This window comes from Halosolutus sp. DAT137, from assembly GCF_059736405.1.
In genome coordinates this window covers 260,419-278,342 of record NZ_JCAQID010000001.1, presented here as the reverse complement: position 1 = coordinate 278,342, position 17,924 = coordinate 260,419, and the positions used below count along the sequence as shown (strand labels likewise).

Here is a 17,924-nt window from a genome sequence, read left to right as displayed (position 1 = left end):
AATCCGACTACTCCCCGAACACGGACGTGAAAAACTTCCGCTCGGCCGTCCGGAGGTGCTGGTTGAACGTCGCGGGCGAGATGCCGAGTCGCTCGGCGATCTCTTCGCCCGTGCTCTCGCGTGGCCAGTCGAAGTAGCCCGCAAAGTACGCCGTCTCGATCGCCGCCCGCTGTTTCTCGGTGAGTTCCTCCTCGAGAACCGATCCGGGACCGGACCGACTCGGATCGCTTCGCTCGGTGGTTCGCTGGGCGAGGTACGTGACGTCGTCGTGTCGGTCGTTGATCAGTTCGATCATCTGGCGGGTGTCTCGCCCCCGCGGCAGTTCGGCGACGAACCGGAACTCGCCGTTGGCGATCGTCGCCGAGTCGACCCGGCCGCCGTGGGTGGCGATCGTCTCGAACAGCGAGGCGGCGGCCGGGGCGACGAGTTCGAACTCGAACGCGTCGTGTCGGGCGGTGAGGACGCGGAGGTCGCTGATCCCGTCCGTCTCGGCGACAGACTCCCGGAACGCGTCCGCTTCAATATCGTGGGCTGTGCCGTAGGCGAGCGGCGCGTCGTCCCCCCAGATCAATCGCTCGAACTCGATCGCACACGACTCGGCCGCCGAGAGGCCGACCAGTTCCCCCAGCAGTTTGCCGACGCGGAACTCGAGTTCGATGACCGCGTCGCTGACCAGCGCATCGCGGCGCTCGATCGCCGTGATGGCGTGGGCGATGACGTCGCCGATACGGGCGAGAATCGTCGTCTCCGGTCCCCGAAACGAGCGCGGCGACGACGAGTAGACGTTCAGGGCTCCGTAGAGGAGATCCTCGTGGACGATCGGGATCGCCGCCGACGATCGGTAGCCGCGCTCGCGAGCGGCCTCGCTCCACGGCCCGTACGTCGGATCCACTTCGAGATCGTTGGCCACCTGTACCTCGCCGGTCCGAACCGCCGTTCCCGACGGTCCCTGTCCGCTGGGATCGTCCTCATCGATAAAGACCTCTATTTCGTCGAGGTAGCCGTCCTCGACGCCCGCGGCGGCGTTCGGAAGCATCTGTCTGCTTCCGGGAGTGATGGTGCCGATCCACGCAAAGCGATACGCATCGGATTCGGTAAGCCGCTCGCAGACCTGCTGTTCGAGTTCCGCGCGCGTCTCAGTGGTGATCACCGCGTGCGTGATGTCGTGACCGATTCGGTTGAGGCGGTTGAGCGCCTCGAGTTGCTCGCGCTGGCGGAGGCGTTCGCGCTCCTGTCTGGCGCGCTCGATCGCGTGGTGGATCGTCCGAACGAGCAGTTCGCTCGTCACCTCGTCTTTGACCAGAAAGTCCTGTGCGCCCCGCTGGATCGCCTGGACGCCGACCTCCTGATCCCGCAACCCCGTGAGGACGACGATCGGCGTCTCGTCGCGTTCGGCGTGTATCGTCTCGAGGGTCTCGAGACCGTCGCTGTCCGGAAGGTTCAGGTCGAGCAACACGAGGTCCACCGGCTCGGATTTGAGAGTCTCGAGGCCGTCTGCGAGTCGGTTCTCCCGAACCACGTCAGGGGCTTCGTCGGGTGGGTCATCCGGATTGACCCGCCGGGTGAGTTCGTCGGTGTCCCGAAGCATCTCTTTGATCAGTCGGGCATCACCCGGATTGTCCTCGATCAGCAGGATCCTGAGCGTCCCAGTGCGGGCGGGCTCCGGTTCACGCTCCCAGTCCCACTCCTCGTCGCGATCGTGGCCTTCCGACCGGGTATCGATTCCACTCATCGGTCTCCCTCCTCTGGCGGTAGCCTGACGACCGAAAACCAGAACTCCTCGAACGCGCGGATGGTCTCGATGAACTCGTCGGGGTCGACCGGCTTCGTGAGGTAGGCGTTCGCGTGTAGTTCGTAGGACTTCGCGATGTCCTCCTCGGCTCGCGAACTCGTCAACACGATCACCGGAATCGATCGAAGCGTCGGGTCCGATTTAAGCTCTTCGAGCACCTCCGTGCCGTCGGTTCGAGGCAAGTTGAGATCGAGCAGGATCAGGTCCGGACGCGGTGTGTCGGCGTGTTCGCCGCCACCTTCGAGAAAGTCGAGGGCTGTCGCCCCGTCCGAGACGACGTACAGATCGTTCTCGATCCGCCCCTGCTCGAACGCCTCCTCGGTCAGTCGAACGTCGCCTGGGTTGTCCTCGACGAGCAGTATCTGTGCTGGCTCCGGTCGCACCGATCGTCGTTCAGTCATTGGTAGTGTCGTGCGTGTTGGGGGCCGGAAGCGTCACCGAGAACGTCGATCCCTCGCCGGGTTCGGAGTCGACCTCGATGGTCCCGCCGTGGCGTTCGACGATTCGTTTACAGAGCGCGAGTCCGATTCCCGTTCCGGCGTACTCGTCGACGCTGTGGAGGCGGTTGAACACCCGGAAGATGTCATCCGTATTCTCTGGGTCGATACCGATACCGCGGTCGCGGACGGCCATCACGCGTTCGTCCCCGTCTCGCGCTCCGGACACCTGGATGCACGGGTTCTCCTCCCCCGCGTAGGTAATCGCGTTGTCTAGCAGGTTCTGGACGAGTTGTCGAAGCTGTCCCGGGTCGCCCGAGACCGTCGGAAGCGTCTCCCAGTCGACGGTGATCTCGGCATCGGTCTCTTCGATTCGCACCTGTAGATCGGTGATAACGTCTCCGACCACCGTCTCCATCTCGACGGATTGGGACGGATCGCTCTTCGTATCGACCCGCGAGTACGCTAACAGACCGTCGATCATCGCCTGCATTCGGTCCGCTCCGTCGACGGCGAACTCGAGGAACTCGGTGCCGTCCTCGTCTAAGTCCTCCCCGTATCGCCGCTCGATCAGCCGCAAATAGCTCGATACCATTCGTAACGGCTCCTGGAGGTCGTGACTGGCCGCGTAGGCGAACTGCGCGAGCCGTTCGTTCGACTCCTCTAAGTCCGCGACCAGTTCCTCCAGTCGACGCTCGTAGGCCTGGCGCTCGGAAACGTCTCGGCCGATTCCGGCCAGAATCGGGTTTCCGCCGGGATCCTCGAGCACCGACGCGACGAACTCGTACGGCAGTCGATCGCCGTCGCTGGTAACGAGCGGCGCTTCGACCCGCGCCGATCCCGTTTCGAGGGCTTCCTGAATCCCCGCTGCGATCGCCTCGTGCTCGTCCTCGTCGAAGAAATCGAACGCGTCCATCGACTCGATCCCGGCGTTCGAGAACCCGGTTACGGCTCGGAGGGAGTCGTTCCACCGAGCGAGCGAGCCGTCTGGGCCGAGTACGTAGAAGATATCGTCGACGGCATCGAGCACGTCGTCGGTGTACTCCCGGTAGCGCTCGAGTTTGGTCTGGTACCGATGGCGCTCGAGTTCGTGACCGAGCCACTGGGTCGCGAGTTCGACGAACGATTGCTCGCCGGGGGTAAACGGCTCCGATCGCGGCGTGCGGTCTTCGAAACAGAGCGTGCCGTAACAGTCACCGTCGACGTCTACCCGCCCGCCGATATAGCAGTCGAGTTGCCACGTTTCGTAGACGTCCTCGCTGATTCCGTGTTCGGTCGGCGACTCGGTGATAGCCAACAGGTCGTCCTGTTGAACGGTCACCCGGCAGTACGTCTCCGACAACGCCATCTCGGTTCCCGGTTCGAGCGTCCCGGTCGCATCGCTGACGTGTGTCACCTCGAACTCGTCCATTCCCTCGTCGGTCAACGCCAGAAAGCCCGTCTCGACGTCGAGTCGGTCGCGTCCGAGGTCGAGCAGTCGATCGACCTTCTCGTCGAACGATCGGTCGCGATCGGCGGTGATCTCGTACAGTCGCTGGAGCGTTCGGTTGGTCTCGCGAAGTTCGCGCTCCATCCACCGGCGCTCGGTGACGTCGCGGAAGTAGACCGACAGCCCGGTTTCGGAGGGGTAGGCGTGTACCTCAAACCACGTCGACAGCGGCGGGAAGTACTCCTCGAACGAGGTTGCCTCCTGACGGTCCATCGCCTCGCGGTACTCCCGCTCGAACGTCGAATCGACCGCTGCCGGGAACGCCTCCCAGATGTTCTCTCCGACCAGTCCGTCCCCGTCGGGATCGATCAACTCGGCCGCTCGATCGTTGACGTAAGTAAACTCCCAGTTCGTATCGAGCCCGAAAAAGGCGTCGCTGATCCGATCGAACGTCGCCTCGAGTTCGCCCTGCAGGCGGTTACTCTTCCGGCGATACCGTCGCTCGTCGGTGACGTTCTCGAACTCGGAGACGACCGCAGAGAGGTCGCCGTCCTCGTCGGTAATCGGCATCGCGTTCTCGACGATCCAGACCCGTTCGCCGTCCGGCCGGCGAATCCCGAACTCGACATCGAACACCGCCTTGCCCGTCTCGAGGACGCGGTTGAACGGCAACCGGTCGGGCGACATCGGCCCACCGTCGGACTCGACGAGATCCCATTCGTCGTCGCCGTGTGCCATCCGAACGATATCCCCGCGGTCCCGGCCGGTGATCTGCTCGGCCCGTTCGTTGGCGAGCAGCATCGTCCCGTCGGCGTCCGCGACGATGATGCCAACGGGACTGGCCTCGACGAGACGGTCTTTGAGCGTTTCTTCCGTCCGAAGCGTCCGTCTCGTTCGGACGTTCTCGATCGCCGACGCGAGCACATCCACAACGCGTCCGAGAAACGCCACGTCGTGGTCGGCGAACTCGCGATCGTCGGTCGTGTAGGCGGCCAGGACGCCCCACGGATCGTCGATCGAACCGATACCCACGCAGAGTCCACGGACCGCGCCGCGATCGACGAGCGCGTCGGGAACCGGGGCGTCCCCGTGGTCGTCCTCGCCCTCGTTTCCGCCCTCGTCAACGGTTGCAAGAACCGGTTCGTCGGCGCGGAGCGCTCGACCGAGCGGCGCGTCGCGCTCGACGGAACCCGCCATCGATCGATCGTCCCGCTCGTCGAACGGAACGCGCTTTCTGAGCCGGGGTTCGCCCCCCGATTCCAGGAGTTCGAAAGCCGAACAGTAGGCCACGTCGAGTCCATCCCGGACGGTCCGCGTGGCGTCGACCAGCAGGGAGTCGAGATCGTCACACTCGAGACCACGCTGGCCGAGTTTGGCGAGTGCCTCCTGTTGCTCGAGGCGTGAGTGGAGCGTTCCAGCCGAGGAGTCGGAAGCAGCCATTGCGTTGTGGTACTAATGGAATCCACAGAGAGAGATAAGTGTGGTGCTCGAAGCGCCGAAAGAGCACGCCATCTGTACGTACACGCGATTTGGGAACTACAGGAGTCCCTCTCAGTCGACGAACGTCGACAGCCGAACCGCCCTGCCATCGCGCAGGTACTCCCGGATGCGATCGCGACTCCAGCCACACGGTGAGACGACGCTTTCACAGGCCCGCACGAGGAGGGTGCCGTAGTAGTCCGCGTCGTACGCCGCAGGGTCCTCGAGCGGCAATCGAACGCGTTCCGGCCCGCGACCCGCGTCGTCGACGACGACGTACCGGACCGACTGTCCGGGACGACGATCGATCCCGTGATCCTCGTAGCGTGCGAGCGCTGCGACCGTGTGGGTTCGCTGGCGGTAGTCCTCGCGGCGCTTCGAGACGCGTTTCGTGATCTCGAGGTCGGCCGGATCGACGGCCCCGCGCCGGAGTTCACCGAGCCGTCGATCGAGCACGTCACAGACGGCTTCGGGGTCGCGCTCCCGATCGAGCGCCTCGATAAACGCTCGCTGGCTCGTCGCGACGAACGCGGGGGTGCTCCGCTGGCGGAGTTCGATACCGCGGAACTTGTACGTCCCGCCCTCGCGCTTGCCGAAGTACTTCGTGAGTGCGCCCGCGGGGCCGCCCGTGACGCCGCCCAGCGTCCCGTTCTCGCCGGCTCCGGTGAGGTCACCGTGGCTCCCGACCCCGCGACTACCGCCTCCACCGTTGGAAATCGACCCGCGCAACGGGACGAAACAGACCCACTCGTAGCAGCCGTCGTGTTCGAGGGGGATCCCCACCCGGCCGGAAACGTCCTCGATGACGGCGTCGATCGGTTCCGGGTCGTCGACCCGAGGCGTCACCCAGAGGCTGTCGACGATGCCGTGCACGATTCGCCACCCGGCCGTCTCGAGTCGGGCTTTCGCCGTCAGCGCAATCTCGCGCGCGTAGGCGTTGATCGCCTCGTGGCACTCGATTCGGCCGTACTTGGCGTTTCGATACCCCTGATAGCCGAAACAGGAGACGAGCACCCACTTGATCGCACCCGACTCGGCCCGGAGCCGATCGGCCGCCTCCTCCGTCGGCTCCTCGCGCAGTCGGCCCTTGATCTCGGCTCGATCGGCCAGCAGCGGGGCGAGCACGTTGGGGAGAAAGCCCGATCGATCACAAATCTCGTATCCCAGTTCCGGCACGGTGTGCGACGCCGAATTCGGGGCGTGTGACGCCGACGCCGACGTTGACTCCGAGACGGCATCGACGTCGGCGTCGCTGGCCCCGCAGCGACAGCCGACCGTCTCCGGACTCACGTTGTGTTCGCAGATGATCCGCGGATAGAGCGACGCGAAATCGATCTCGTGGACCGTCTCGTGAAAGCCGACCTCGGGCGCGAACGTAAAACCACCGCGATCGGCCGCGTGCAGCGTCCGAACGTCGGTGAATCGCTCGGGTTCCCACTTGTTCCAGGGTGCAAGCACGCCTCGCTCGGTTCGCGCCAGCCGGATCTGTCGCGAGGTCAGCAGGGTCCCGATGCTCCCCCACGCGGCTTCCTGCAGGGGCCGCCCCGTCCGCTCGACCATGTAACGGATACCCGCCAGACCCGACTGATTCCAGAGGAAACTGTTCGACGTATCGACGATCGACCGCCCTGGAACCCGGTACCGCGCCGGCGAGTGGCCGACCCGACCGTAGCTCGCGTAGGTGTTCTCCCCGGCGAGTTGCGTCCAGCCTGGGAGCCGACCCAGCCGGAAGTCGTCGATCCCCACCGCCGAGGCGCGTTCGGTAAGCAGCGGGACCACCTTGGCGTGACTCACGACGAGCACGTCCGGATCGACTCGATGGAGTCGGGCCGAGAGCCGCTCGAGGACGGCCGCCGGATCGCGCCCCTCGATCGGCTCTCCCGCCAGTTTCAGCGCCGACACGTCGCCGTCGGCCAGTGCGGGCTCGGGCAGCTCGAGGCGCAGCGTCCGCAGGTCGCGATCGGGCGTCGGATCGATCCCGCGATCGAGACAGTAGCGAAAGCCGGGTGCGAGATCGACGTCGTACAGGCGAAACGTCCCCGGCGCGTGGGTCTCGCGCTCGTAGACGCCACGGATTTCGCGAGCGAGCGTTCGAACCTCCCCGACGCGATCGAGGGCGACCCGCAAGAGCGCCGAGCGATCGCCCGCGTGGGCCTCGTGGAGATCGGTCGCCCACCGCTCGATCGTCGTTTCGACCACCTTCGGGTCCGACTCGAGGTGCGCGCGCAGATCTGCGAGCGCGCCGGCCGGCCCATCGACGAACAGCGACGGTGTGTACCCGTCGACCACCGTTGGTTCCGCCCCCGTCTCGGTGAGCCGCCACTCCCGGACGATCCCGTCGTCGAACTCGAACGTGTACGGACTCATTCGCCGGTCCCCCCTTCGTCAGATTTTTTGTGTGGGCGATCGTCCGCCGCGAGTTCCGCCCGGAGCCGCCGCAGTTCGCTCTCGTGGGCGAGCAGCACCGACAGCACTACCGCTCGCTCCGGATCCGTCGGGTTCGCATAGCCCGCCGCGTCAGCGACCGATCGCGCGCGATCGAACACCCGGTCGAAGTCCGCCTGATACTCCCGGCGTAGCGCCCGCCGCATCGGCTCCCAGTCGGTTTCGATTCGCCGGAGGGCATCCCGATACGTGGGATTTGTTCGCCCCATCAGACGCTCACCTCTATCAGGCCGCGGTCGTGCGCAGCGACGGGATCGATCGCGCCGACGGCACCGCACAGGTCGACCCAGTAGGGGATCGTCGTCTGCCAGTAGTCGCCGTGCCAGTACCCCTCCGTCACCGTCTCGCCGTCCGATTCGAGGCGGAGGCCTTCCCGCGTCCGAACGCAATCGATCGTCGTCTCGGCGTAGTCGTCGATCCGATCGGCGTCGGCGTCGATCGCGCTCGTGACGAGCACCGGACAGTCGAGTGCGCGCCCGAGCGCCGACAGCGTCTCGAGGCTCGCGGCGAGCAAGTCTTCGCGTTCCCACTCAGCCAGGTCGGGGTCGCGGTAGAGCGAGGCGACGTTCGGCGCGACCAGCAGGTGCGTATCCGATCGCGCCCGCCGCGTCACCGCCCGGACCAGCGAGTGGTGCTGGTAGGCCGTAAACGCCCGCGCAACCCGAAGGTCCTCGAGGACGTCCGGTCGGGACACGCAGTCGTACAGGACGTGGGTCGCGGCCGCGTTTCGCGCGTCGATCCAGTAGGAAGCCCCGTCGCCGGCAGCCAGTCGCCGGCAGGCGAGTCGATGAACGATCGTCGATCGGTGCGAGTCGACCGACAGGAGCGTCAGTCCCGGGTCGAGTTGCAGCCCCTCGGTTGGGTCGAACTGGTGCATGAACAATTTCTCACCCCATCGCCGCATAAGCGACGGCACACCGTTTCCGAAAGTTCCGATTTCCGAGACGCGACGGCTGGCAACCGGCGCATCTGGGACGGCAGACCGGGGCGAGCGTTCGGTCGGTTTCGGAACCGACGTGTCGATTCGGAAACGCCGAGCGCCACGAAAGACCCACTGCTGGCGAACAATCGAACGATCGACGAGAGGTTCCACTCTTTGGAGCGGGAACCGCCGGTCACCGAAATAGGACGGTCGGCCGCTGAGTCGCGTCTGCGACGGACTGGTCGGGATCGATCGCGGGAAGGCGAACCGTCGCGACGGAGCCGCCGTCGGCCGACTCCGTCGCCCAAATCTGAAACGAGCCGCCATAGCGCGTCACGATCCAGTTGACGGTCCACAGCCCGAGTCCGGAGCCATGTTCTAGGGCCTCCTCCGTGCCACTCGAGATGACCGCGCTCTCGATCTCCTCGATTCCCTGCCCATCGTCTTCGACCGTCACCACGATCCACTCGTCGTCGCGATCGACGTCGATCCCGACCCACGGCTCCGACGATGTGTTGTGCTTCACCGCGTTTTCGACGAGTTCCGAGATCGCCCGCGTCAGTTCCGCCCCCGCACAGATGTCTCGTTCCGTGTCGATCGACACGTCGATCGTCGCTTCCGGGAACCGGTCCCGAAACGCCTCCACGGCGTCGTCGAGCAGGGAGTCGGGATCCAGCCGTTGCGCTTTGCGCCCACGTCGGGTGTACTGTTCCAGTTTCCGGGCCTGCTCGCTCAGTTCGATCAGCGACTGGGCGGTGTCCGTGATCGTGGTCCCGACCGACTCGATGTCCTCGGGGTCGGACTGCAGTCGTTCACCCATCCCGAGTACCACGTTCATCTCGTTGCGCAGGTTGTGCCGAAGCACCCTGTTGAGGAGCCGAACGAGCTGTTCGGTTCGTTTGCGCCCGGTAATATCCGTCTGGAATCCGAGATAATTCGCCACCTCGCCGGTCTCGTTCTCGATCGGGCTGACCCGGACCTGATTCCAGAACGGCGTGCCGTCCGCCCGGTAGTTCAGCGTCTCTTCGGTCACCGGCTCCGCGGCGTCGACCCGTTCCCGGAGTCGATCGGCCGTCTCGGGATCGGTCGCCCGGCCCTGCAGGAACCGGCAGTTCCGTCCGAGCACGGTAGCCCCGTCGTAGCCGGTCACTCGCTCGAAGCCGTCGTTTACGTAGACGAGCGGATTGTCGGGCCGTTCGGCGTCCGCGATCGAGATGCCAACCTGCGCCTCGTTCATCGCCCGGTCTTTGATGCGCAGTTCCCGTTCGCGTTCCTTCCGGGCGGTTACGTCCCGACCGACGCCGTGGAGCCCAACGACTTCGCCGTCTTCGACAATCGGGGTTCCGTTTACCTCCACGACGACGGTCTCGCCGTCCGCACCGACGATATCGAGTTCCAGCTGTTCGACCGTCTCGCCCTCGAGCACCCGTTCGTAGCCCGCAACCGCGGTTTCGACCGACGATTCCGTGTTGTACTCGACGAACGGGCTGTCGACCATCTCCTCCGGCGTGTAGCCGAGAACGCGCTCGCTGGCCGAAGACACGTAGGTGAACGTACCGTCGAGCCCGATCCGAAACAGCAGGTCGAAGCTCGTATCTGCGATCGTTTCGAAGCGGCGTTTCTCCCGCTCGAGTCGCGCGTTCTGTGTTTGCAGGTTCCGTTCGTACCGCCGCCGCTCGATCGCCTGCCCGACCAGTTTCGCGACGAGTTCGACGAACAGTTCCTCGGCCTCGGAAAACGCGCTCTCGCGCTCGTCGACCGACGCAAAACAGACGGTTCCGTACGTTTCGTCGTCGACGATGACCGCCGCACCGATATACGCGCTCAAGCCGAAGCGCTGGTAGGCGGTCTCCGAAACCGACGCCGAGAACTCGGCGTCCTGAACCGCCAGCGGCACGTCGGACTCGACCGTCCGCCTGCAGTAGGCTTCCTCGAGCGGACAGGTCGCTCCCGGCTGGATCGACTCGTGTGTTCCAATCGCCTGCACGATCGTCTGGGTTTCCTCGTCGATATGTGTGAGAAACCCGATCGAAAGGTCGAGATACTCCGACCCGATATCGAGAGCGCGATCGATACGAGCGTCGACGTCGCCGTCGCCGGCGAACACCTCGTACAGCGCTTCTCGATACGCGGTTACATCCATCGATACAGTCTTCTCGAGCAGAGTTATACGCGTTATGGCAAACGAATTTGGAACCGAAATGAGAGCAACGGTCTCGCCGTACGGTTCGGGGCTTGCCCTGTGGATGTCGATCACCGGCAACTCATCAAACCCCTCTCAGCACTCACCGGCCGCTCGTCGAATTTTGACCGACTAGTCGCGGTCTTCATCGACGAGTCGATAGGTTCGGCCCCGTCGCTTCCCGTCGGCCTCGATCAGGTCGTAGTGGACCATTTTCGTCAAATAGTTGCGCAGCGTCCGTTTGGTCTTCGGCTTCGCGACCCGTCGTTCGTACTTCGCATAGAGGTCGCCGGGTTCGATCTCGCCCTCCTCGGCGATCACGTCGTAGAGCACGCGCTGGTGTTCGATCAGCGTCTCGACCGTCTTGCGCCGAATCGCCGTCCTAGCGTCCGGAATCGCCGCCGCGAGCACCTCGTCCGTGATCGCGGACGCGCCCTCTCGTTCCGCACGCCGGGCGGCGGCCCGAAGCATCCCGATCCCGACGCGAGCGTCGCCGGAGGCGGCGTCCGCGATCGTCTCCAATCGATCGTCGGAAACCGCACCGGGTTCAAGTCCCTGACTCGCCCGCTCCGAAAGAATCGCCGCGAGTTCGTCGGTACCGTACCGATCCAACTGCACGCGCGTGCTCGCACGAAGTCGCGACCGAACCCGATCGTCGAAGTTCGCGAACAGTTCCTCCTCGCGGTTAGCGATCAACACGAGCGAGACGTGGGGAAGCCGGTGGAGGTCATAGAGCGCCGCGGTCTCCTCTAGCTGGTCGACTTCGTCCAGAATCGCGACGATCGGGCGCTCGTCGGCCTCCGCCAGCCGCCCGAACAGTTCGTCTTTCGGCGTCGATCGATGCACGTCCATCGCGCGATCGATCGATTCGAGGAGGCTGTAGAGCACCCGAAACCGGGTATACTCCTGCCAGCAGTTGACGTAGGCGACGGCAACCGAGGGGTCCTGTTCGCGCAACTGCGAAAGCGTATACCGGGCGATGCACGTTTTCCCAACCCCGGTTGGGCCGAAAAGAAACGCCGGGTCCGGACGCCGATCGGAGAGCAACGGCTCCAGGCTCTCCGAGAGGAGGTTCACCTCGTCGTGGCGGTGGACCACCTCGCTCGGGACGAAATCCTCGCGCAAGACGCGGCCGTCGACGATCACGCGTCTCCTGTTTCGGCTGAAGCCCCTTAAGCCAGGGCGGGTCGATTCCGAACGTTCCGAAACGCGACGGCCAACGCATCCGCCAGCGCCGGTCCTGTCCGGACCGATCGATTCGATATCGCATTATAACATTTATTTCGGGTGGTAGGCGAGCAGGACACTCGAATGTACCCCCTATAACGAACGATCAGTTCGACGAAGAACCGTCGTCCGGATCGAAGCGCGGACGGATCGGCTGGTTACGAGAGCTACCGACACCCGGCCGGAGAAACCGAACCGATCGAACCGAAAGACTACGTGGCGGACCGAGTGCCAGTTTGCCACCCATTCTCTGTCCGGGCGGCCAGTCCCGAGAGAGCCAACACGCATGGAGTCCCACACGACGTGTCTGCAGGCGAACGAGCGTCGTGGTCAGTACTGGTCGAACCCGAGGGCGATCAGCGAGGGTTGGCCAATCGCTCGGAGGTACTCGATCGGAATCATAAAACGAAACAGATCGAGACGCGGTTCGACACCGCGTACGAGCGTCGGGGCGTTACGAATGCCAACGTGTCGCGGGGCGGTTCAGGAATGTCCGAGTTCGAATAGCGGCGATCGCGGCGAGTGTTCGGCTACCGGCGACGAACGGGCCGACTTCCCGGAGCGGAGATCCGCAGCCACGAACCAGGGGGAAACGGCGCGAAAACCCCGATCCGCAACCGGCCGCAATCGCCCGTACCGAGGAGGGTCGATCGCCTCGAATCGTACCGGGGAGCGCGGCAACCGAACTGTTGGGTACGAATAGCGGCGCGCTACCGACAGTTCGCCGGGTGAGAACGCGGACGTCGATACCGTCTCAACCCGCGTAACTGGTGTCTGGACACGTGGTTCGGGAACACGCCTCCGTGAGCGATCAATAGTTACGACGATCGCAGACTCCGTCACCACCTCTCGATCGAGTGACCGGACCGGGAGCTGTCGGCGGGTGTCGTCGATCACGCCACCAGATAAATCGTATAGCGCAATACTAAATCCAAGACGGCGCTCCGAGTCACGACACGGGACTCGGCAGAGACGGAGAGGCGGCTTCGGAGGACACCGATCGAGCCGTAGTTTCTTGCGGGTGGCCGCCCGACATCCCCCCATGGACGAACTTTCACTCGGCGTTCCACAGCCGTTGCTCGATCGACTGCCAGAGGACGACGCGGCGGCCGCCGCGGACATGCAGGAAGCCGTCGCCGGCTGGGAACGCCGGCTGAACGGCGCGATCGCGGACGCCGACGACGACCGTGAAGCGGCCGGCGTCGTACTCGACGCGATCGATCGATTCGAAGCGCGCCACGAGACCTACGACGATCTCGTTCCGGAGTTGCGCGCGTGGGGCCAGTCGCCAATCTACGCGATCGCGTGGCGGACGCTGTACGCCGACGTGATCGCCCAACTCTACGAACACGAGGGCCTGGCCGACCACCTCGAACGGGAGCGAAACCAGCGCCTGGTAGAAGACGGGATTCGATTGCAGGATCTGTAACGATCGCCTCGCGCCCGGTGACGGCGAGTCGTCGCTCGCCCCGGAGCCAAAGCCACAACGGTTTTGCTCTCGTCCTCGGTACCACGTACTGTGACGACGAGGAACGATCGACCGGCTGGTGACGCCGCTTCGGATGCGATCGATCGCATGACGCGAGTCCGCCGTCGCGTACTGCCGACGCTTCACCGGATCAAAGAACCGCTCGGCGGGTTCGCCCAGTGCATCCAGCACCCCGACGAGTACGTCGGGACCGTCCAGCGTGGCCTCCGCGAATTCCGAGACGACCTCGAAACGATGGCGTTTACGCCGGAACCGATCGCGTCCCTGAAAGTACACCGGGACGGCCGACTCTCGGCTGGAAGCTGGGTCCGGCGGGCGTCACCGCTCGCGTCGTGGCAACTCCACGTCTCCCTGTTTCGAAACGGCGGCGAGACCGTCGACGTGTTCGCCCACCGCGAGTACTCGTGGCTTCGACACCCGATCAAACACTACCGGGGCGACGGCTGGGATACCGTTACGGGCGTCGAGCGAATGCAGTCGCTCCTCTCGGCGCACAACGTGGCGTTTCGGGTCGACTGACCGACCCCACCCCGCGGAGACCCGAACGGCGGACCTGTTGGTCCCGTAATCTCTTTGCTCGCCGGTGTGGATCACCCGACGATGGCCAAAGCGACGACCGTCACCGCGTTTACCGATCTCTACCGGCCGACGGTCAACGGCGTCACCTACACCGTGGCGCTCTGGCGAGAGCGCTGGCCGCAGATTCGGGGCGCGATGACCGTCGTGTTTCCCGAGATGGAAGGCTACGACCCACGCGAAGGAGAGTACGCGTTGCCGAGCGTTCCCGCACCGACGTACTCCCAGTACCGACTCGGCCTTCCGATCGTCCCCGACGGGATATCGACGCCGGATATCGTCCACTTACACACCCCGTTTACCGTCGGAATCGCCGGCCTTCGGTTCGCCCGCGAACGCGACGTGCCCGCCGTGGCATCGTACCACACCTTACTGGACGCGCGCGCAGACCAGCGCGTCCCCCGGCCGCTCGTCGGCGGTCTCAAGGAACTCTGTCGGACGTACGAGCGATCGTTCTTCGAGCAGGTCGACCACGTTATCACCCCGACGTCGTTCGCCCGGCGACACCTCCAAGCTCACGTCGGGGTGGACGTCGACGTAAGCGTCGTCTCGAACGGGATCGATACCGAGTTTTTCCGTCCGGTCGACCCGACGGCGTTTCGCGAGCGCTACGACCTGCCCTCGGGACCGTTGCTCGGGTACAGCGGTCGACACAGCCCCGAAAAGGAACTGAAATCCGCAATCGACGCAGTCGCGGGAACCAGTAACACGCTCGTTCTGGCCGGCGACGGACCCGCTCGGCCGGCTCTCGAAGCGTACGCGGAGACGGTCGACGCCGACGTTCGCTTTCTCGGCTTTCTCGATCGCGAGGAGCTACCGGCGTTTTACTCGGCGCTCGACGTCTTCGTATTCCCGAGTCCGGTCGAGACCCAGGGACTCGTCGCGCTGGAGGCGACCGCCTGCGGAACGCCCGTTGTCGCCGTCGACGCGGGTGCACTCGTCGACAGCATCATCGACGGCGAAACCGGCTACCGGTACGAACGCGGCAATCGTGGCGCGTTTCGCCTGGCGATCGAGCGAGCGCTCACCGAGAACGATCGGCTCTCGGACCTCTGTCGGCGACGGCGGGAGATGCTCTCCGTCGAGCACTCGCTCGAACAACTGGCCGCGGTCTACGACGAACTGATTAGGTGAGTGAGCGAACCCCGTCGAACGGAGACGGCCTCGTCGGTAGGGCGAGAGCGTCGCTACGAACGACGCGTTGCGTCGAGAACGTTTTGAAGCTGGCCGACATGTCATCGGTATGGTCCTCCCGCTGGAGATGGGCTGGCGACACCTCCTGTTCGAGAACTATCCCGTCGACGCGAGCGCGATCGAGCCGCATATTCCCGATCGGTTGGCGATCGACGAACACGACGGTCGGGGCTGGCTCTCCGTGGTTCCGTTCACGAACGTCGCCGTTCGGCCGCAGGGGGTCCCGGAGTGGGCCGGCGTGGCGCTTCCGGAACTCAACCTGCGGACGTACGTCACCTGCGACGGAAGACCAGGCGTCTACTTTTTCAGCCTCGACGCACAGGGGGTCGCGAGCGTTCTCGGTGCCCGACTCTTTCAGCACTTACCGTACTACTACGCGCGGATCTCACTGGAGGGCGTCGACGGCCGCATCCGGTTCCGGAGTCGACGGCGACACCCCGGCGCACGCCCCGTCCACTACGAGGCGACCTACTGGCCGACCGGGGAACCGTTTTCGGCACCCACCGACCCGCTGGCGCGCTTTCTCCTCGAACGCTACCGCTTTTATACGGAAGCGCCCGACGGGACGATTCGGTACGCCGACATCGATCACGACCCCTGGACGCTCTACCCGGCGACCGCCGCGGTCGAGACGAACACGCTGTTTTCGGCCAACGGGTTTCACCAGCCCGCGACGGAGCCGGTTACCTACTACAGTCCGGGCCTGGACGTGATCGCATCCCAGAGCAAACGATGGTCGGGGTAGTCTCTCGCACTATATGGCGTACCGTTCCCCTGCGTACCGCTCTCCAGCGCACCGCGCCCCGCGTAACGCCACCCATTCCAAGCGTTCAAATCCCCGGGCTTGGTACAGCAGGACATGGAGTTCGCTGTCTCTCGGGAGGGGACCACGCTCGTGACGCTACACGAGGGAACCGATACGACCGCCTGCGACGCCGCCACCGCGGAACTCACGTCGAATCTCGAATCGCTCGAAGCCGACGGGACGATCGCCACCTGGACGATCGACGACGCCGAGGTGTACGAACACCCGACCGCCCCGTTCGATCCGTACACGATCACGGTCGCGTTCACCGTGACGGTGACCGTCGAGGCCGACGACCCGACGACGGCGACCGAAACCGGCGCGAGCGCGATCGACGAGGCCCTCGACAGCGCGGGCGTCGACGCCATTTCCTACACCTCCGCGCCCGCGGCGTCGGCATCCTGAGTCGGGCCGCTTGCGCCATCTTCGCGACTGTACGCTTATGTTTGCGGGCCACAACCATCCGGTATGGAGATCGACCTTCGCTTTTTTGCCACCTTTCGTGACGCCGTCGGGACCAAAGAACGGACCCGGCCGATCGACGACGGAACCACCGTCGGGGACGTTCTCGGGGCGCTCGAACGCGAGTACGAGGGTCTGGACGGACAGTTACTGACCGACGACGCCGAAGCGATTCGCCCGCAGCTAAGCGTCCTCAAGAACGGGCGCAACGTGGTTCACATGGCGGGTCCGGGGACGCACCTGGAAGACGGCGACGTGCTGTCGGTGTTCCCGCCGGTCGCCGGCGGTTCGGAACGGGGGACCCGCTGACGGGCCGAAGGGGAACCGCCGCCGGCGTTCGGTTTCGAGAGCGATTTAGGGATAGACGCGTCCACGGATAGTAGAGCAAGTCGATGGACGCGAGTTCCCGAGCGAGCGAGGAGACCGATCGATCGTCCGACGAGACGATCGACGAGCGCGAGCGCTCCGGTGGCGAACCGGTGTCGTTCGAACGACGCGGCGTCCGCGCCGGATTTTTCACCTGCCTGCCGATCGCCCTCGGCGTCGGCGGCTACGGGATCGCCTTCGGCGTACTCGCTGGACAGGTGGGCCTGAGCGCCGCCGAAGCCGCGCTGATGAGCGCGATCGTCGTCGCCGGAGCTTCACAGATCGTCGCCGTCGAACTCTGGGCCGACCCGATTCCGATCGTGGCGATCGTCGCCACGACGCTCGCGATCAACCTCCGGTACTCGTTGATGGGGGCGGCGTTACAGCCCTGGTTCCGTCGTCTGTCCCCGACGCAGCGGTACGGGAGTCTCTTTTTGATGGCCGACGAGAACTGGGCGCTGACGATGCGGGATTTCAAGGCGGGCAACCGGCGCGGTGCGTTCTTGCTGGGAAGCGGAATCGCGATCTGGCTGTTCTGGGTCGGTTCGACCGTCCTCGGCGTACTCGCCGGCGGGGCGGTCAGCGATCCCGCCCGGTACGGCGTCGACTTCGTGCTCGCTGCGGTGTTCGTCGCCCTCGCCGCCGAACTCTGGGAGGGACGATCGACGCTTCTCCCGTGGGCCGTCGCACTCGGCACCGCCGTCGTCGCCTCGGAACTCCTTCCGGGACGGTGGTACATCCTGCTCGGCGGCCTCGTCGCCGCTGGTGTGGAGGTGATCCGCCATGGTCGGTGAGGGTATCTTCGCGCTCGATCCGCTCGTCGTCGCCGTCATCGTCGCGATGGCTGCCGTCACGGTCGTCACGAAAGTCGGCGGTCTGTGGCTCGTAAACCGGATCGAGACGAGTGATCGGCTGGAGGCCGGACTCTCGGTGCTGCCGGGCGCGATCGTGATCGCGATTCTCGGTCCCGAGTTGGCGGCCGGGGGGCCGCCGGAGTGGGGAGCCGCCGGGCTGGTTCTGGTGGTGATGTGGCGAACCGAGAATATCCTGCTGGCGCTGTGTGCCGGCGTCGCGGCCGTCGTTCTTCTCAGGACGGTCCTCTGAACCGTCTCACTCGAG

Annotated in this window: 16 protein-coding genes; 8 read left to right on the top strand and 8 right to left on the bottom strand. The window is 65.1% G+C overall.

Translation table 11 applies throughout. The features are described from left to right. Positions 1–7 precede the first annotated feature (7 nt). The 8 genes from AC6I6L_RS01365 to AC6I6L_RS01330 all read right to left on the bottom strand — a co-directional run bounded on the left by AC6I6L_RS01365 (position 8) and on the right by AC6I6L_RS01330 (position 11,832). Positions 8–1,732, bottom strand: coding sequence for a bacterio-opsin activator domain-containing protein (locus AC6I6L_RS01365; protein ID WP_497915921.1), 1,725 nt, complete (start codon positions 1,730–1,732; stop codon positions 8–10). After that, on the bottom strand, positions 1,729–2,193 hold the full coding sequence (locus AC6I6L_RS01360; RefSeq protein WP_497915920.1) for a response regulator: 465 nt from the start codon (positions 2,191–2,193) through the stop codon (positions 1,729–1,731). The genes AC6I6L_RS01365 and AC6I6L_RS01360 overlap by 4 nt, the downstream gene beginning before the upstream one ends. Beyond that, entirely contained in the window at positions 2,186–5,098 is a 2,913-nt protein-coding gene (locus AC6I6L_RS01355) for a PAS domain-containing protein (protein ID WP_497915919.1), read from the bottom strand. The genes AC6I6L_RS01360 and AC6I6L_RS01355 overlap by 8 nt, the downstream gene beginning before the upstream one ends. A gap of 111 nt (positions 5,099–5,209) precedes the next feature. Continuing rightward, positions 5,210–7,504, bottom strand: coding sequence for a DNA polymerase domain-containing protein (locus AC6I6L_RS01350; protein ID WP_497915918.1), 2,295 nt, complete (start codon positions 7,502–7,504; stop codon positions 5,210–5,212). Continuing rightward, complete coding sequence (locus AC6I6L_RS01345) at positions 7,501–7,791, bottom strand: DUF8156 family protein (RefSeq protein ID WP_497915917.1); 291 nt, start codon at positions 7,789–7,791, stop codon at positions 7,501–7,503. Before AC6I6L_RS01345 ends, AC6I6L_RS01350 begins: the two co-directional genes overlap by 4 nt. After that, complete coding sequence (locus tag AC6I6L_RS01340; protein WP_497915916.1) at positions 7,791–8,459, bottom strand: P-loop NTPase family protein; 669 nt, start codon at positions 8,457–8,459, stop codon at positions 7,791–7,793. The genes AC6I6L_RS01345 and AC6I6L_RS01340 overlap by 1 nt, the downstream gene beginning before the upstream one ends. A gap of 238 nt (positions 8,460–8,697) precedes the next feature. Then, positions 8,698–10,647 carry a PAS domain S-box protein gene (locus AC6I6L_RS01335; protein ID WP_497915915.1) on the bottom strand — a complete coding sequence of 650 codons (1,950 nt, stop codon included), beginning with the start codon at positions 10,645–10,647 and terminating at the stop codon, positions 8,698–8,700. 171 nt (positions 10,648–10,818) lie between these two features. Beyond that, positions 10,819–11,832 (bottom strand): Cdc6/Cdc18 family protein, encoded by a 1,014-nt coding sequence (locus tag AC6I6L_RS01330; protein WP_497915914.1) that lies wholly within the window; start codon positions 11,830–11,832, stop codon positions 10,819–10,821. Positions 11,833–12,955: 1,123 nt separating this feature from the next. Between AC6I6L_RS01330 and AC6I6L_RS01325 the strand changes: the two genes are divergently transcribed. The 8 genes from AC6I6L_RS01325 to AC6I6L_RS01290 all read left to right on the top strand — a co-directional run bounded on the left by AC6I6L_RS01325 (position 12,956) and on the right by AC6I6L_RS01290 (position 17,909). Beyond that, positions 12,956–13,342, top strand: a complete 387-nt coding sequence (locus tag AC6I6L_RS01325; RefSeq protein WP_497915913.1) for a DUF7971 family protein — start codon at positions 12,956–12,958, stop codon at positions 13,340–13,342. A gap of 147 nt (positions 13,343–13,489) precedes the next feature. Beyond that, on the top strand, positions 13,490–13,921 hold the full coding sequence (locus tag AC6I6L_RS01320) for a hypothetical protein (protein ID WP_497916824.1): 432 nt from the start codon (positions 13,490–13,492) through the stop codon (positions 13,919–13,921). Between the two features lie 81 nt (positions 13,922–14,002). Then, positions 14,003–15,112, top strand: a complete 1,110-nt coding sequence (locus tag AC6I6L_RS01315; protein WP_497915912.1) for a glycosyltransferase — start codon at positions 14,003–14,005, stop codon at positions 15,110–15,112. Between the two features lie 109 nt (positions 15,113–15,221). Then, positions 15,222–15,917, top strand: coding sequence for a YqjF family protein (locus tag AC6I6L_RS01310; protein WP_497915911.1), 696 nt, complete (start codon positions 15,222–15,224; stop codon positions 15,915–15,917). Between the two features lie 114 nt (positions 15,918–16,031). Then, positions 16,032–16,382, top strand: coding sequence for a hypothetical protein (locus AC6I6L_RS01305; RefSeq protein ID WP_497915910.1), 351 nt, complete (start codon positions 16,032–16,034; stop codon positions 16,380–16,382). 63 nt (positions 16,383–16,445) lie between these two features. Beyond that, the gene (locus tag AC6I6L_RS01300) at positions 16,446–16,748 is read left to right on the top strand and encodes a ubiquitin-like small modifier protein 1 (RefSeq protein WP_497915909.1); all 303 of its coding nucleotides are present in this window, start codon (positions 16,446–16,448) and stop codon (positions 16,746–16,748) included. An 83-nt stretch (positions 16,749–16,831) separates the two neighbouring features. Continuing rightward, the gene (locus AC6I6L_RS01295) at positions 16,832–17,599 is read left to right on the top strand and encodes an AzlC family ABC transporter permease (RefSeq protein WP_497915908.1); all 768 of its coding nucleotides are present in this window, start codon (positions 16,832–16,834) and stop codon (positions 17,597–17,599) included. Then, positions 17,589–17,909: an AzlD family protein gene (locus AC6I6L_RS01290; protein ID WP_497915907.1), complete on the top strand. Its 321-nt coding sequence runs from the start codon at positions 17,589–17,591 to the stop codon at positions 17,907–17,909. The genes AC6I6L_RS01295 and AC6I6L_RS01290 overlap by 11 nt, the downstream gene beginning before the upstream one ends. The last annotated feature ends 15 nt before the right edge of the window (positions 17,910–17,924 follow it).